Below are 15,190 nucleotides of genomic sequence, written 5' to 3'. Positions count from 1 at the left end.
AAGAAATTCGGTGGAGCGGTAGTTCAGTCGGTTAGAATACCTGCCTGTCACGCAGGGGGTCGCGGGTTCGAGTCCCGTCCGTTCCGCCACTTATTTAAACGTTAAGCCTGCTTTGTTGCGGGCTTAATCGTAAGCGTGATTTAGGGGCGTAGCTCAGTTGGTAGAGCACCGGTCTCCAAAACCGGGTGTCGCGAGTTCGAGTCTCTCCGCCCCTGCCATATTAAGAATCCTTTGCTTCGGCAAAGGATTTTTTTTCGTCTGTCGTTTACCAAACTGGCAGGCAATTCCTGCCAGAATGTGCCGCCTCAGGTTATTCCAACACCGTTGTTTTCAGGATCTCGCGGGTCTGAACTTGCTTATCACTGTTTTGCAGCCAGATTGCATACAGCGGCCGGGAAAGTGTGGCGCTGTCAGACACGGTATGAAGGCCACCTTTCTCTTTTGCCCAGTTCATGGGCAACCAGGTACATCCCTCTAAAGGTTTGAGCTGTTGGCGAGCCAGTTCAGCCGAGCTGGTTGTGAGCACAGGGATATCGTCTGAAGCAATCAACCCTGTCTCATGTTGTTGAAAATCAGGACCCCATTCCAGGCGAAGATAGTTCAGGTCTGCTTTCGTTTGTGAGGGGGCGGCACAGTAAAGGGCGAGCGTAAAATGCCCCAATAGCTGACTGCTGAATTCATCCATTTTGGGCGCTTCAGTGGTGATCAGAAGATCCAGCTGGCGCTCGTGAAGTTGTTTTACTAACGACTGCCGCTGCGCGATCCTGGCCTCAAACTGAAGTGTGCCGTGCAAAGGGTAAAGTCGCCCCAGCCAGCTATTCAGCATGCATTCCCACAGCGACGCACTGGCACCAATAGAAAACTCATTATGCCGTGATGTGCTAGCCACTTCCTTACGGGCCGTTTGCCAGGTGTTCATCAGTGTTTCGGCGTAAGGAAGAAGTTTTTCACCTGCCGGCGTAAGTCGGATGTTATTACGATGGCGGGTGAATAAATTTACGCCAAGTTGGTTCTCAAGCTGACGAATACGAAAGCTGACAGCCGACTGCGTCAGGTACAAAGCCTCTGCTGCGCGGCCGAAGTGACGAGTACGGCTCACTTCGAGGAAAGTTTTTAGCAATTCCGTATCCACAACCTTCTCCACAAAATTATTTGTCGTGTTGATTTAAATGTTTTGTTTGACGCTCTGTCAAGCGTAACTAATACTCCGCGCCATAAATAGCTCAGCCAAAGAATCAGGAGCGTGTAGGATGGCGGAAAGCTTTACGACGACTAATCGTTTTTTCGACAATAAAAATTATCCGCGTGGATTCTCTCGTCATGGTGATTTCACCATTAAAGAAGCCCAACTGCTGGAACGTCACGGTTATGCGTTTAATGAGCTGGATCTGGGTAAACGTGAGCCTGCAACCGAAGACGAAAAACAGTTTGTGGCGGTATGCCGCGGTGAACGTGAGCCAGTAACAGAAATTGAGCGTGTGTGGATTAAGTACATGGCACGCATCAAGCGTCCGAAGCGTTTTCATACGCTGTCGGGCGGGAAACCGCAGGCTGAAGGTGCAGAAGACTACACTGAAAGCGATGATTGATGAGAAAGGGGCGAAAGCCCCTTTTTTTACGCCATCATTTTCTGTAAATGAATAAGCAGCCTCTCGATAGCGCGATAGCCAAGCGCTTCCTGAAGATGTTCTCTTTTGATGTGCTCACTTTCCGCAAGATCAGCGATGGTGCGTGACACCTTAATCAGCCGTTGCCAGGCACGGATAGAAAGCCCCATTTTAGTTAAAGCCTGCTCTAGCCAACTGGCATCCTCGTCCTGTAGTGCACACCTGAGCCTGATTTCGTTACTTTCCAGCAGTGCGTTGAGTTTACCTTGTCGCATGAGCTGCCTGTGTTGAGCCGCAACGACACGTTGTTTGATAAGTTGACTGCTTTCGCCTGATTCTGGCGGTTGAGTCAGTAACCCTGGAGGCGGCAGTGGGATTTCAAGAGACAAATCGAAGCGATCGAGAAAAGGACCAGAAAGCCTTCCCAGATAGCGCAAAACCTGATCAGGTGAACTGCGATTATGATTGCCCTGATAGTGCCCGGTGGGACTAGGATTCATTGCCGCTATCAGTTGAAAGCGGGCGGGATAGGTAATTTTGGCTCGCGTTCGTGAGATGTGAATTTGCCCTGATTCGATCGGTTCACGCAGTGCGTCCAGCACACGGCGCTCAAATTCAGGCAGTTCATCAAGGAACAGAATGCCGTTGTGCGCTAAAGATATTTCCCCGGGGGCAGGAATTGAACCTCCGCCAACCATTGCCGTCAGTGATGCGCTGTGATGAGGCGAGCGGAATGGCCGCTTACGCCACTGTTTTTGCATATGGGTTGCATTGACCAGGCTGAAGATTGCCGCACTCTCCAGGGCCTCCTGCGTGCTCAGGGACGGTAATATGCCGGGTAAACGGCTGGCCAGCATGGTTTTTCCTGTCCCAGGCGGGCCGATAAGCAGCAGATTGTGTCCGCCCGCTGCGGTTATCTCTAGCGCTCTCTTTCCTTGTTGCTGCCCCAGCACGTCGCTGATGTCTGCGTCCTGAAATTCTTCTGTCTCAGGTTCTGCCTGTGGATGCTCTAATTCAAACCGCCCCTCAAGAAAAGCACAAACCTCCTGAAGATGGTTGGCAATAAAACAGTCTGTTCCGCCAATCAGCCCGACCTCAGCGGAATTCTCCGCGGCCAGCACAATCTGTCGGCCAGCCTTATGCGACTCCATGGCTCCGGAAATAGCGCCTGTTACCCCACGTAAGGCACCTGTAAGCGCCAGTTCGCCGATTAGTTCATATTGACCCAGCTTATTGGTTTGAAGCTGCTCAGAGGCCGCCAGAAGCGCGATAGCGATAGGCAAATCATATCGCCCACCCTCTTTTGGCAAGTCTGCAGGGGCCAGGTTGATGGTGATTTTCTTTGCCGGGAATTCATAGCCGCTGTTGATGATTGCACTTCTGACCCGATCCCTGGCCTCTTTCACTGTGGTTTCCGGCAGCCCGACCATCGTTAAACCGGGCAGCCCGTTACTGATATGCACTTCTACGGTGATAAGCGGAGCATGCACCCCTAACGCTGCACGCGTGTATACAATCGACAATGCCATAGTGTCTCCTTTCACCGGCAGTATCCCGCATTGCCCTTCTTCAACAATGCGCTCATTGCGCACGTTGCGATCCTTTTCCATGAAATATTGTGATTTTTGCAGCTAATTGCCGAAAGTTAGAAGCCAGATCGAAACTTTATTGAAGATGTGTGAAGGCATGGATGGGTGAAAAGTTTTCATCTCGGTTATTTCTTATAAAAAACAATCATTTTTATCGAAATCGTTAGCATGGTCATGAAGTGGGTCATAAAAAAATCTTGTGTTTGTCTTCATGTCTGTGGTAACTCTTTAGGTATTCCTTCGAACAAGAAGCCAGAAAGTACAGAAAATGACAGCCCTTCTACGAGTGATTAGCCTGGTCGTGATTAGCGTGGTGGTGATTATTATTCCACCGTGCGGGGCTGCACTTGGACGAGGAAAGGCTTAAGAATCAAGCCTTAACGAACTAAGACCCCCGCACCGAAAGGTCCGGGGGTTTTTTTATGACTAAGAATCAGCAAAGCGGAGCAGAGTATGATGAGTAGCATAAAATTCTGTTTCTCGCGATTAGCGGCGGGGATGTAACTATGAATGGGGCTCAGTGGGTGGTACATGCGTTGCGAGCGCAGGGAGTCGAGACCGTATTCGGCTATCCGGGTGGCGCAATTATGCCGATTTACGATGCGTTGTATGACGGCGGCGTGGAACACCTACTGTGTCGCCACGAGCAAGGCGCAGCCATGGCGGCGATCGGTTTCGCCCGGGCAACCGGTAAAACCGGGGTTTGCATGGCGACTTCAGGGCCAGGTGCCACCAACCTGATAACCGGTCTTGCTGATGCGTTGCTTGATTCGGTGCCGGTTGTTGCCATCACCGGCCAGGTCGCCTCACCGTTTATCGGTACCGATGCTTTCCAGGAAGTTGATGTGTTGGGCTTATCTCTGGCCTGCACCAAGCACAGCTTTCTGGTTCAGTCACTGGAAGAGCTGCCGCGAGTCATGGCTGAAGCGTTTGAGATAGCGAATTCAGGCCGCCCCGGCCCCGTATTGGTTGATATCCCGAAGGACATTCAGGTCGCCAGCGCCGATCTGGAACCGCATTTCTCCACCGTCGAAGATGAAAACAACTTCCCGCATGCCGACGTTGCTCAGGCTCGTCAGATGATCGCCCAGGCCAGTAAGCCAATGCTGTACGTCGGTGGTGGCGTTGGGATGGCTCAGGCCGTTCCGGCATTACGTGAGTTTATTGCCGTCACGCAGATGCCCGTTACCTGCACGCTGAAAGGACTCGGTGTCGTAGAGGCAGATTACCCGTACTATCTGGCGATGCTCGGTATGCACGGAACCAAAGCGGCGAATCTCGCCGTTCAGGAATGCGATTTGTTGATAGCCGTCGGCGCTCGTTTTGACGATCGCGTGACCGGTAAACTGAACACATTTGCTCCGCACGCCAAAGTCATTCACATGGATATCGATCCGGCGGAGCTGAATAAACTGCGTCAGGCCCATGTCGGTTTGCAGGGAGATTTGAACGCCCTGTTACCTGCCCTGCAACAGGCGCTGGATATCAATGAATGGCGCCAGCATGCAGTAGATTTACGGGCAGAGCACGAATGGCGTTACGACCATCCTGGCGAAGCCATTTACGCCCCGTTGTTGCTCAAACAGCTCTCCGATCGCAAACCGGTAGACAGCGTTGTTACCACTGACGTCGGCCAGCACCAAATGTGGTCGGCGCAGCACATGACTTACACTCGCCCGGAAAACTTCATCACTTCCAGCGGCCTTGGCACGATGGGTTTCGGCTTGCCAGCAGCCGTAGGTGCGCAGGTAGCGCGCCCGGAAGACACCGTTATCTGTATCTCCGGTGACGGCTCTTTCATGATGAACGTTCAGGAGCTTGGCACCGTGAAACGCAAGCAGCTGCCGGTGAAAATCGTCCTGCTGGATAACCAGCGCTTAGGGATGGTTCGTCAGTGGCAACAGCTCTTCTTCCAGGAGCGTTACAGCGAAACCACGCTCACCGATAACCCCGATTTCCTCATGCTGGCTAATGCTTTTGGTATCCCTGGCCAGCACATCACCCGTAAAGACCAGGTTGAAGCGGCGCTCGACACCATGCTGAACAGCAAAGGGCCTTACCTGCTTCATGTCTCAATCGACGAACTTGAAAACGTCTGGCCACTGGTTCCCCCGGGCGCCAGTAATGCTGAAATGCTGGAGAAATTATCATGATGCACCATCAGGTCGCCGTGCAGGCCCGCTTCAACCCTGAAACGTTAGAACGTGTTTTGCGTGTGGTACGCCATCGTGGTTTCCAGATTTGTGCCATGAATATGGAAACGGGCAGTGATGCGCAGAACATAAATATCGAATTGACCGTTGCCAGTCTTCGCCCTGTCGAATTACTGTTTAGCCAGTTAAGCAAACTGGTGGATGTTGCTCACGTCGACATCCAGCAACGAACAACATCATCACAACAAATCCGCGCTTAAGCGCAAAAGGAAGAACAATGACGACGAAAAAAGCTGATTACATCTGGTTCAACGGTGAGATGGTTCCGTGGGGTGAGGCGAAGGTACACGTGATGTCTCACGCGCTGCACTACGGCACTTCTGTGTTCGAAGGCATCCGCTGCTACGACTCTCACAAAGGCCCGGTGGTGTTCCGTCATCGTGAACACATGCAACGTCTGCATGACTCAGCCAAAATCTACCGTTTCCCGGTCTCTCAGAGCGTTGACGAACTGATGGAAGCCTGCCGCGAGGTCATCCGCAAAAACAGCCTGACCAGCGCTTACATCCGTCCTCTGGTGTTTGTTGGTGATGTGGGTATGGGCGTGAACCCGCCAGCAGGCTACACCACCGACGTTATCATCGCCGCGTTCCCGTGGGGTGCCTACCTCGGTGCAGAAGCACTGGATCAGGGCATCGACGCGATGGTTTCCTCGTGGAATCGCGTAGCACCCAACACCATCCCAACGGCCGCAAAAGCCGGTGGTAACTATCTCTCCTCTTTGCTGGTTGGTAGCGAAGCACGTCGTCATGGTTATCAGGAAGGGATTGCGCTGGATGTGAACGGCTATATCTCCGAAGGCGCAGGTGAAAACCTGTTTGAAGTGAAAGATGGCATTCTGTTCACTCCGCCTTTCACCTCTTCCGCACTGCCGGGTATCACCCGTGATGCCATCATCAAGCTGGCGAAAGACCTCAACATCGAAGTCCGTGAGCAGGTTCTGTCGCGCGAATCCCTCTACCTGGCAGATGAAGTGTTTATGTCCGGTACCGCGGCAGAAATTACCCCGGTTCGCAGCGTTGATGGCATTCAGGTCGGTGAAGGCCGCTGTGGCCCGGTTACCAAACGCATTCAGCAAGCCTTCTTTGGCCTCTTCACCGGGGAAACCGAAGACAAGTACGGCTGGCTGGATCAGGTTAATCCATAAGCATAAATTCGGGACGGCACGCACCGTCCCGCTAAACAGTCAGACGGGAGTAAACAGAGCATGCCTAAGTACCGTTCCGCCACTACCACCCACGGCCGAAATATGGCGGGTGCCCGCGCGCTGTGGCGCGCCACCGGAATGACCGATGCCGATTTCGGCAAACCGATTATTGCCGTCGTGAACTCGTTTACCCAGTTCGTGCCGGGTCACGTCCATCTGCGCGACCTGGGTAAACTGGTTGCAGAGCAAATCGAAGCCGCCGGCGGCGTAGCAAAAGAGTTCAACACCATCGCCGTTGATGACGGTATCGCGATGGGCCACGGGGGCATGTTGTATTCGCTGCCATCGCGTGAACTGATCGCTGATTCCGTGGAATACATGGTCAATGCACACTGCGCCGATGCCATGGTGTGTATCTCCAACTGCGACAAAATCACCCCGGGGATGCTGATGGCCTCTCTGCGCCTCAACATTCCGGTGATCTTCGTTTCCGGCGGTCCGATGGAAGCCGGGAAAACGAAACTTTCCGATCAAATCATCAAGCTGGATCTGGTTGATGCGATGATTCAGGGCGCTGACCCGAAAGTTTCCGACGAACAAAGCGAGCAGATTGAACGTTCCGCGTGCCCGACTTGCGGCTCCTGTTCCGGGATGTTCACCGCTAACTCGATGAACTGCCTGACCGAAGCGCTGGGCCTGTCTCAGCCAGGCAACGGCTCTCTGCTGGCAACTCACTCCGATCGTAAACAGCTGTTCCTCAATGCCGGTACACGCATCGTTGAACTGACCAAGCGTTACTACGAGCAGGATGATGCCAGCGCATTGCCACGCAACATTGCCAACAAGTCCGCGTTTGAAAACGCCATGACGCTGGATATCGCGATGGGCGGTTCCACCAACACCGTTCTGCACCTGCTGGCGGCAGCGCAGGAAGCTGAAATCGACTTCACCATGAGCGACATCGACAAGCTTTCCCGCAAGGTTCCACAGCTTTGTAAGGTTGCGCCAAGCACGCAGAAATATCACATGGAAGACGTTCACCGTGCAGGTGGTGTGCTCGGTATTCTGGGCGAACTGGATCGTGCCGGGCTGCTGAACCGCGACGTGAAAAACGTGCTGGGTCTGTCACTGCCACAAACGCTCGACCAGTACGACGTGATGCTGACCAAAGACGATGCAGTGAAAAGCATGTTCCGTGCTGGCCCGGCAGGCATTCGCACCACTCAGGCATTCTCGCAGAGCTGCCGTTGGGACACGCTGGATGATGACCGTGCCGAAGGCTGTATCCGCTCTCTGGAAAATGCCTACAGCAAAGACGGCGGCCTGGCTGTGCTGTACGGTAACTTCGCGGAAAACGGTTGTATCGTTAAAACCGCCGGTGTGGATGACAGCATCCTGAAATTTACCGGCCCGGCGAAGGTGTACGAAAGCCAGGACGACGCCGTTGAAGCCATTCTTGGCGGCAAAGTTGTTGCGGGTGACGTGGTCGTCATTCGTTACGAAGGGCCGAAAGGCGGACCAGGCATGCAGGAAATGCTTTATCCAACCACCTTCCTGAAATCCATGGGCCTCGGCAAAGCCTGTGCGCTGGTCACGGATGGACGCTTCTCTGGCGGGACATCCGGTCTTTCCATCGGTCACGTTTCTCCGGAAGCGGCCAGTGGTGGCAACATTGCCATCATTGAAGATGGCGATCTGATCGAAATCGACATCCCAAACCGCGGCATCCAGTTGAAACTGAGCGACCAGGAAATTGCTGCGCGTCGCGAAGCCCAGGAAGCCCGTGGTGACAAAGCCTGGACGCCACGCGATCGTCAACGCGAGGTTTCTTTTGCGCTGCGCGCTTATGCCAGCCTCGCGACCAGTGCCGATAAAGGCGCAGTACGCGACAAATCCAGGCTCGGGGGTTAATCATGGCCGAGTCCCAACCGCTATCCGCCGCCCCCGAGGGGGCGGAATATCTCAGGGCAGTCCTGCGCGCGCCAGTCTATGAGGCTGTCCAGGTCACGCCGTTGCAGAAGATGGACAAGCTCTCTTCGCGTCTCGATAACGTGATTCTGGTGAAACGTGAAGACCGGCAGCCGGTACACAGCTTCAAGCTGCGCGGGGCTTACGCGATGATGGCTGGCCTGACGGAAGAGCAGAAATCTCGTGGAGTGATTACCGCATCCGCAGGCAACCATGCTCAAGGCGTGGCGTTTTCGTCCGCTCGGCTGGGTCTGAAAGCGCTCATCGTGATGCCAGTGGCAACGGCAGATATCAAAGTCGATGCGGTTCGGGGTTTCGGCGGTGAAGTGCTGCTGCACGGTGCGAATTTCGATGAAGCGAAAGCGAAAGCGATTGAGTTAGCCGAACAGCAGGGCTTTACCTGGGTGCCTCCGTTTGATCATCCGATGGTGATCGCCGGGCAAGGCACGCTGGCACTGGAATTGCTGCAGCAAGATGCGCATCTCGACAGGGTGTTTGTGCCCGTTGGCGGCGGGGGTTTAGCGGCAGGCGTGGCGGTGTTAATCAAACAGCTGATGCCGCAAATCCAAGTGATTGCAGTGGAAGCCGAAGATTCAGCCTGCCTGAAAGCGGCGCTGGATGCAGGCCATCCGGTAGATTTACCGCGCGTAGGCTTGTTTGCTGAAGGCGTGGCAGTGAAACGCATCGGCGACGAGACATTCCGTCTGTGCCAGGAATACCTCGACGATATTATCACCGTGGACAGCGATGCCATCTGCGCGGCGATGAAAGACTTGTTCGAAGACGTGCGTGCAGTGGCTGAACCTTCTGGGGCCTTAGCGCTGGCGGGGATGAAGAAGTATATCGCGCAGCACAACATTCGCGGCGAGCGTCTGGCGCACGTGCTTTCCGGCGCTAACGTTAACTTCCACGGGTTGCGTTATGTCTCGGAACGCTGTGAACTGGGCGAACAGCGAGAAGCGCTGCTGGCGGTCACGATCCCGGAAGAGAAGGGCAGCTTCCTGAAGTTCTGCCAGCTGCTGGGTGGTCGTTCAGTGACTGAGTTCAACTACCGTTTTGCCGATGCCAAAGACGCCTGTATTTTTGTGGGCGTGCGGATCAGTCGCGGTCTTGAGGAGCGTAAAGAGATCCTCAAGCTGCTGCATGACGGTGGCTACAGTGTGGTCGATCTTTCCGATGATGAAATGGCGAAGCTGCATGTTCGCTACATGGTCGGCGGGCGTCCATCAAAGCCATTGCAGGAACGTCTTTACAGCTTTGAGTTTCCGGAATCACCGGGCGCATTGCTCAAGTTCCTCTACACGTTGGGCACGCACTGGAACATTTCGTTGTTCCACTACCGCAGCCACGGCACCGACTATGGCCGCGTACTGGCCGCATTTGAACTGGGCGAGCACGAGCCAGATTTCGAAACGCGGCTGAATGAACTGGGCTATGAGTGTCACGACGAAACCCATAACCCGGCGTTCCGCTTCTTCCTCGCGGGTTAATCCGGTAAAAACTGCCCGATGGCGCTGCGCTTATCGGGCCTACACTTTCTGTGGGTTAATTTGCCGGAAGGATATGCCAGAACGCATCAATAAGCGGCTCATGCAGCCGCTTTTTTTGTACACAAACGCCGAGTTCAAACGGGGTTTTCTCGTCGCTCCTGTCCAGAATCATGACGCGGTTGCGCACCGGTTCGGGGCTGTTTTCCAGCACGATTTCAGGTATGAGCGCCACACCGCAGCCCAGCGCCACCATCGACACCATCGCTTCATGCCCACCCACCGTTGCATAAATCGAGGGATTGCTGATTTTATGGCGGCGGAACCACAACTCGATGCGGCGGCGGACGGGCCCCTGATCGGCCATGATAAAGGGCACCGTGGACCAGTCGGGTTTCTCCTGCGCGACTTGCGTGCGCACGGGGCAAGGTAACGCTGGGCCGATCAGCACCACGGCTAAATTTTCTAACATCGAAAATGCCACCGCGCCGGGCAGCGTTTCCGGTTTCCCGGCAATGGCCAGGTCCGCTTCACCTGTCACCACTTTTTCCATCGCGTCGGCGGCGTCGCCAGTTGTCAGTTTGATTTCGACGGAAGGGTGTTCGGCGCGAAAGCGGTCAAGAATGGGGGGCAGGTGGCTGTATGCCGCGGTCACAGAGCAAAACAGGTGCAGCTCGCCTGACAACGAAGGGCCTTTCTGATCGATGGTGTGGCGCAATTGCTGATACTGCAGCAACGTTTGCTGGGCAAAAGTGCGGAGTTCTTCGCCCGCCTCGGTCAACGTCACTGTGCGGTTATCACGCACAAACAGCGCTTGCCCAAGATCTTCTTCCAGACGTTGAATTTGCCGGGATAGCGTGGAAGGGCTGACGTGCATCGCCCGCGCGCTGCGGCCAAAATGACGGCTTTCCGCCAGATGCAGGAAGGTTTTCAGATCGCGTAAATCCACAGAAAATACTCCACGGTTTTACATTGCATAAATTGCAACGTGATGTTGTGAATATATCAATTTCCGCAATAAATTTCCTGTTGTAATGTGGGTACATTCTCGCAAAACGCGAACCGAACAATAAGACAGTACAACATCACGAGGAATCACCATGGCTAACTACTTCAACACACTGAATCTGCGCCAGCAGCTGGCCCAACTGGGTAAATGCCGCTTCATGGCACGCGACGAATTCGCCGATGGCGCGAGCTTCCTTCAGGGTAAAAAAGTGGTCATCGTCGGCTGTGGTGCGCAGGGTCTGAACCAGGGCCTGAACATGCGTGATTCCGGTCTGGATATCTCCTATGCGCTGCGTAAAGAAGCGATTGCTGAAAAGCGTGCTTCCTGGCGTAAAGCGACCGAAAACGGCTTCAAAGTCGGTACCTACGAAGAGCTGATCCCTCAGGCTGACCTGGTGGTTAACCTGACGCCGGACAAACAGCACACTGACGTAGTACGTTCCGTTCAGCCACTGATGAAAGATGGCGCCGCGCTGGGTTACTCTCACGGTTTCAACATCGTGGAAGTGGGCGAGCAGATTCGTAAAGACATCACCGTCGTAATGGTGGCACCGAAGTGCCCGGGTACTGAAGTACGTGAAGAATATAAGCGTGGTTTCGGTGTGCCAACCCTGATCGCCGTTCACCCGGAAAACGATCCAAAAGGCGAAGGCATGGCCATCGCTAAAGCCTGGGCTGCAGCTACAGGCGGCCACCGTGCAGGCGTGCTGGAATCTTCCTTCGTGGCGGAAGTGAAATCCGACCTGATGGGTGAGCAGACCATTCTGTGCGGCATGTTGCAGGCCGGTTCTCTGCTGTGCTTCGACAAGCTGGTGGCGGAAGGTACTGACCCGGCGTATGCCGAAAAACTGATTCAGTTCGGTTGGGAAACCATCACCGAAGCGCTGAAGCAGGGCGGTATCACCCTGATGATGGACCGTCTGTCTAACCCGGCAAAAGTTCGTGCTTTCGCGCTGTCCGAACAGCTGAAAGAGATCATGGCTCCGCTGTTCCAGAAGCACATGGATGACATCATCTCCGGCGAATTCTCTTCCGGCATGATGGCTGACTGGGCCAACGACGATAAGAAACTGCTGACCTGGCGTGAAGAGACCGGTAAAACCGCGTTCGAAACCGCACCACAGTTTGAAGGCAAAATTGGCGAGCAGGAGTACTTCGATAAAGGTGTACTGATGATTGCGATGGTGAAAGCGGGCGTTGAGCTGGCCTTCGAAACCATGGTCGATTCCGGCATCATCGAAGAGTCTGCTTACTACGAATCACTGCACGAGCTGCCGTTGATTGCCAACACTATCGCGCGTAAGCGTCTGTATGAAATGAACGTGGTTATCTCCGATACCGCAGAATACGGTAACTACCTGTTCTCTTACGCTTGCGTACCGCTGCTGAAAGAGTTCATGACCACGCTGCAGACCGGCGACCTGGGCAAAGCGATTGCTGAAGGCGCGGTAGACAACGCTCAGCTGCGTGATGTCAACGAAGCGATTCGCGGTCATGAGATCGAGAAAGTCGGTAAAAAACTGCGTGGCTACATGACCGATATGAAACGTATCGCTGTAGCGGGTTAATAATCAAAGGGGGGTAGTGCGGTCTGATGCCCTCACCCCAGCCCTCTCCCACGGGGAGAGGGTGCAAACACTAAAAGCCTTCTCGTTGAGAAGGCTTTGCTGTTTATTTCCGGTAAAGTACTTTAATGACGTGGTAACCGAACTGGGTGTGCAGCGGGCCGGTTGGCTCCAGCACCGGGCAAGAGAAGACCACTTTATCAAACGCCGGGACCATCTGGCCCTGACGGAACTCGCCTAAATCACCGCCTCGTTTGCCTGATGGGCAAATGGAGTGTTTCTTCGCAAGCTTGCCGAAATCGGCACCGTTTTTGATTTGCTCCAGAAGGTCCAGAGCCAGTTTTTCTTCTTTTACAAGGATATGCAGTGCTGCTGCTGTTTTTGCCATGATTGTGCCTTGAGTGGTGTGGTTCAGGCTCGTTATACTACCACGCTCTATTTCTGCCCTCCCGTTTTTCATTGAGTGACCCTATGCGTTTAAACCCCGGACAACAACAAGCCGTCGAATTCGTCACCGGACCCTGCCTGGTGCTGGCGGGTGCTGGTTCCGGCAAGACTCGCGTTATCACCAATAAGATTGCCCATTTGATCCATCAGTGTGGCTATCAGGCAAAACACATTGCGGCAGTGACGTTCACCAACAAAGCTGCTCGCGAAATGAAAGAGCGTGTGGCGCAAACGTTGGGGCGCAAAGAGGCGCGCGGGTTGATGATTTCCACGTTCCACACGCTTGGGCTTGAAATCATTAAACGTGAATTTGCCGCGCTGGGCATGAAATCTAACTTTTCCCTGTTCGACGATACCGATCAGACTGCGCTGCTCAAAGAGCTGACAGAAGGGATTATCGAAGACGACAAGGTGCTGTTGCAGCAACTGATCTCGACGATCTCCAACTGGAAAAACGATCTGATGACGCCCTCGCAAGCCGCAGCGCAGGCGAAAGAGGAACGCGATCGAATTTTTGCCCATTGCTATGGGCAATACGACGCACACATGAAGGCGTGCAACGTTCTGGATTTCGATGATCTGATCCTGCTGCCAACGCTATTGCTGCAACGCAATGAAGAAGTGCGGGAACGCTGGCAGAACAAAATTCGTTACCTGCTGGTGGATGAATATCAGGACACCAACACCAGCCAGTACGAACTGGTGAAACTGCTGGTGGGCAGCCGCGCACGCTTCACTGTGGTAGGCGATGACGATCAGTCAATTTACTCCTGGCGTGGTGCGCGTCCGCAAAACCTGGTGCTGCTAAGCCAGGACTTCCCGAAGTTGCAGGTTATCAAGCTCGAACAAAACTACCGTTCTTCAGGGCGTATCCTGAAAGCGGCGAACATCCTGATTGCCAATAACCCGCACGTCTTCGAGAAAAAGCTGTTTTCCGAGCTGGGTTATGGCGTCGAGCTGAAAGTGTTGAGCGCCAACCACGAAGAGCACGAAGCGGAGCGTGTGGCCGGGGAGCTTATTGCTCATCACTTTATCAATAAGACAGCTTACAAGGATTACGCGATCCTTTATCGCGGTAACCACCAGTCCCGCGTGTTCGAAAAGCTGTTGATGCAAAACCGCATTCCGTACCGTATTTCTGGCGGCACCTCCTTCTTCTCGCGTCCTGAGATCAAAGATTTGCTGGCTTATCTGCGCGTGTTGACCAATCCGGACGACGACAGTGCTTTTCTGCGCATCGTTAACACGCCAAAGCGTGAGATTGGCCCGGCGACGCTACAGAAGTTGGGCGAATGGGCGATGACTCGCAACAAAAGTATGTTTGCCGCAAGCTTTGATATGGGCCTGACTCAGACCCTGACCGGGCGTGGCTATGAGTCGCTAACTCGTTTTACGCACTGGCTGGGTGAAGTACAGCGCCTGGCAGAACGTGAACCGATTGCTGCGGTGCGAGATCTTATCCACGGCATCAATTACGAATCCTGGCTGTTCGAAACGTCCCCAAGCCCGAAAGCCGCTGAAATGCGGATGAAAAACGTCAATACGCTGTTTGGCTGGATGACGGAAATGCTGGAAGGCAGTGATCTTGAAGAGCCGATGACGCTCACTCAGGTTGTCACTCGCTTCACACTGCGCGACATGATGGAGCGCGGTGAAAGCGATGAGGAACTCGACCAGGTACAGCTGATGACGCTGCACGCCTCGAAGGGGCTGGAATTCCCGTACGTTTATCTGGTGGGCATGGAAGAAGGCTTACTGCCGCATCAAAGCAGCATCGATGAAGATAACGTCGATGAAGAGCGCCGTCTGGCGTACGTGGGGATCACCCGTGCGCAGAAAGAGCTGACTTTTACCCTGTGCAAAGAGCGCCGTCAGTATGGCGAGCTGGTGCGTCCGGAGCCAAGCCGTTTCCTGCTGGAATTACCGCAGGACGATTTAATTTGGGAGCAGGAGCGCAAAGTGGTGTCGGCGGAAGAGCGGATGCATAAAGGCCAGGCGAACGTGGCAAATATCAAAGAGATGTTAGCGCGGGCAAAAGCGAAGCCTTGATTTTTGTGGACCCGTTTTTGTAGATACTGTTATGCCACGCAAGCATTTTCTGTGTGCAACGTGGCATCGAACGGGCGTCCTGATTTCAGGACGCCGTACGCCACTTGTGC

Annotated in this window: 13 protein-coding genes and 2 tRNA genes; 11 read left to right on the top strand and 4 right to left on the bottom strand. The window is 54.1% G+C overall.

What is annotated here, in order from left to right:
• Positions 1-12: 12 nt before the first annotated feature.
• Both ACI2I2_RS24165 and ACI2I2_RS24160 read left to right on the top strand, forming a co-directional pair.
• Positions 13-89: transfer RNA gene (locus ACI2I2_RS24165), tRNA-Asp, on the top strand.
• A 53-nt stretch (positions 90-142) separates the two neighbouring features.
• A tRNA-Trp gene (locus ACI2I2_RS24160) sits at positions 143-218 on the top strand.
• 92 nt (positions 219-310) lie between these two features.
• Here the strand turns inward: ACI2I2_RS24160 and hdfR are convergent.
• Positions 311-1,144 carry an HTH-type transcriptional regulator HdfR gene (gene hdfR, locus ACI2I2_RS24155; RefSeq protein ID WP_404660218.1) on the bottom strand — a complete coding sequence of 278 codons (834 nt, stop codon included), beginning with the start codon at positions 1,142-1,144 and terminating at the stop codon, positions 311-313.
• A 106-nt stretch (positions 1,145-1,250) separates the two neighbouring features.
• On the opposite strand from hdfR, the gene ACI2I2_RS24150 reads away from it, so the two are divergent.
• Entirely contained in the window at positions 1,251-1,589 is a 339-nt protein-coding gene (locus ACI2I2_RS24150; RefSeq protein ID WP_330985244.1) for a DUF413 domain-containing protein, read from the top strand.
• Between the two features lie 26 nt (positions 1,590-1,615).
• Here ACI2I2_RS24150 and ACI2I2_RS24145 read toward each other — a convergent pair whose 3' ends face one another.
• The gene (locus tag ACI2I2_RS24145; RefSeq protein ID WP_404660219.1) at positions 1,616-3,136 is read right to left on the bottom strand and encodes a YifB family Mg chelatase-like AAA ATPase; all 1,521 of its coding nucleotides are present in this window, start codon (positions 3,134-3,136) and stop codon (positions 1,616-1,618) included.
• Between the two features lie 328 nt (positions 3,137-3,464).
• Here ACI2I2_RS24145 and ilvL point away from each other — a divergent pair, with 328 nt between their 5' ends.
• The 6 genes from ilvL (at position 3,465) to ilvA (ending at position 10,014) form a co-directional block, all read left to right on the top strand.
• A complete protein-coding gene (gene ilvL / locus ACI2I2_RS24140; protein ID WP_001311244.1) occupies positions 3,465-3,563 on the top strand; it encodes an ilv operon leader peptide in 99 nt (32 codons plus the stop codon).
• Between the two features lie 139 nt (positions 3,564-3,702).
• Complete coding sequence (ilvG, locus tag ACI2I2_RS24135) at positions 3,703-5,349, top strand: acetolactate synthase 2 catalytic subunit (protein ID WP_404660217.1); 1,647 nt, start codon at positions 3,703-3,705, stop codon at positions 5,347-5,349.
• On the top strand, positions 5,346-5,609 hold the full coding sequence (ilvM, locus tag ACI2I2_RS24130) for an acetolactate synthase 2 small subunit (protein WP_404660216.1): 264 nt from the start codon (positions 5,346-5,348) through the stop codon (positions 5,607-5,609). Before ilvG ends, ilvM begins: the two co-directional genes overlap by 4 nt.
• A 17-nt stretch (positions 5,610-5,626) precedes the next feature.
• Positions 5,627-6,556: a branched-chain amino acid transaminase gene (locus tag ACI2I2_RS24125; RefSeq protein WP_404660215.1), complete on the top strand. Its 930-nt coding sequence runs from the start codon at positions 5,627-5,629 to the stop codon at positions 6,554-6,556.
• 60 nt (positions 6,557-6,616) lie between these two features.
• A complete protein-coding gene (ilvD, locus tag ACI2I2_RS24120; RefSeq protein ID WP_404660214.1) occupies positions 6,617-8,467 on the top strand; it encodes a dihydroxy-acid dehydratase in 1,851 nt (616 codons plus the stop codon).
• Between the two features lie 2 nt (positions 8,468-8,469).
• A complete protein-coding gene (gene ilvA / locus ACI2I2_RS24115) occupies positions 8,470-10,014 on the top strand; it encodes a threonine ammonia-lyase, biosynthetic (protein WP_404660213.1) in 1,545 nt (514 codons plus the stop codon).
• Between the two features lie 55 nt (positions 10,015-10,069).
• On the opposite strand, the gene ilvY is transcribed toward ilvA, so the two are convergent.
• Positions 10,070-10,960: an HTH-type transcriptional activator IlvY gene (ilvY, locus tag ACI2I2_RS24110; protein WP_404660212.1), complete on the bottom strand. Its 891-nt coding sequence runs from the start codon at positions 10,958-10,960 to the stop codon at positions 10,070-10,072.
• 151 nt (positions 10,961-11,111) lie between these two features.
• Between ilvY and ilvC the strand changes: the two genes are divergently transcribed.
• Positions 11,112-12,587, top strand: a complete 1,476-nt coding sequence (gene ilvC / locus ACI2I2_RS24105; RefSeq protein ID WP_404660211.1) for a ketol-acid reductoisomerase — start codon at positions 11,112-11,114, stop codon at positions 12,585-12,587.
• Between the two features lie 103 nt (positions 12,588-12,690).
• On the opposite strand, the gene ppiC is transcribed toward ilvC, so the two are convergent.
• Entirely contained in the window at positions 12,691-12,972 is a 282-nt protein-coding gene (gene ppiC / locus ACI2I2_RS24100) for a peptidylprolyl isomerase PpiC (RefSeq protein ID WP_008501570.1), read from the bottom strand.
• An 83-nt stretch (positions 12,973-13,055) separates the two neighbouring features.
• Between ppiC and rep the strand changes: the two genes are divergently transcribed.
• Positions 13,056-15,080: a DNA helicase Rep gene (rep, locus tag ACI2I2_RS24095; RefSeq protein ID WP_404660210.1), complete on the top strand. Its 2,025-nt coding sequence runs from the start codon at positions 13,056-13,058 to the stop codon at positions 15,078-15,080.
• Positions 15,081-15,190 lie beyond the last annotated feature (110 nt).

The sequence above is a fragment of the Scandinavium sp. NPDC088450 genome, from assembly GCF_044900545.1.
Classification (GTDB): domain Bacteria; phylum Pseudomonadota; class Gammaproteobacteria; order Enterobacterales; family Enterobacteriaceae; genus Scandinavium.
The sequence above is the reverse complement of the archived record's forward strand: the minus strand, read 5'-3'. Positions and strand labels throughout refer to the sequence as shown.

What these genes read in the sequence shown, in the direction of transcription:
- ACI2I2_RS24150 (WP_330985244.1), top strand. Translation starts at nt 1,251, where the DNA reads ATGGCGGAAAGCTTTACGACGACTAATCGTTTTTTCGACAATAAAAAT.
- ilvG (WP_404660217.1), top strand. Translation starts at nt 3,703, where the DNA reads ATGAATGGGGCTCAGTGGGTGGTACATGCGTTGCGAGCGCAGGGAGTC.
- ACI2I2_RS24145 (WP_404660219.1), bottom strand. Translation starts at nt 3,136, where the DNA reads ATGGCATTGTCGATTGTATACACGCGTGCAGCGTTAGGGGTGCATGCT.
- ppiC (WP_008501570.1), bottom strand. Translation starts at nt 12,972, where the DNA reads ATGGCAAAAACAGCAGCAGCACTGCATATCCTTGTAAAAGAAGAAAAA.
- rep (WP_404660210.1), top strand. Translation starts at nt 13,056, where the DNA reads ATGCGTTTAAACCCCGGACAACAACAAGCCGTCGAATTCGTCACCGGA.
- ilvM (WP_404660216.1), top strand. Translation starts at nt 5,346, where the DNA reads ATGATGCACCATCAGGTCGCCGTGCAGGCCCGCTTCAACCCTGAAACG.
- ilvA (WP_404660213.1), top strand. Translation starts at nt 8,470, where the DNA reads ATGGCCGAGTCCCAACCGCTATCCGCCGCCCCCGAGGGGGCGGAATAT.
- ilvC (WP_404660211.1), top strand. Translation starts at nt 11,112, where the DNA reads ATGGCTAACTACTTCAACACACTGAATCTGCGCCAGCAGCTGGCCCAA.
- ilvL (WP_001311244.1), top strand. Translation starts at nt 3,465, where the DNA reads ATGACAGCCCTTCTACGAGTGATTAGCCTGGTCGTGATTAGCGTGGTG.
- ilvD (WP_404660214.1), top strand. Translation starts at nt 6,617, where the DNA reads ATGCCTAAGTACCGTTCCGCCACTACCACCCACGGCCGAAATATGGCG.
- ACI2I2_RS24125 (WP_404660215.1), top strand. Translation starts at nt 5,627, where the DNA reads ATGACGACGAAAAAAGCTGATTACATCTGGTTCAACGGTGAGATGGTT.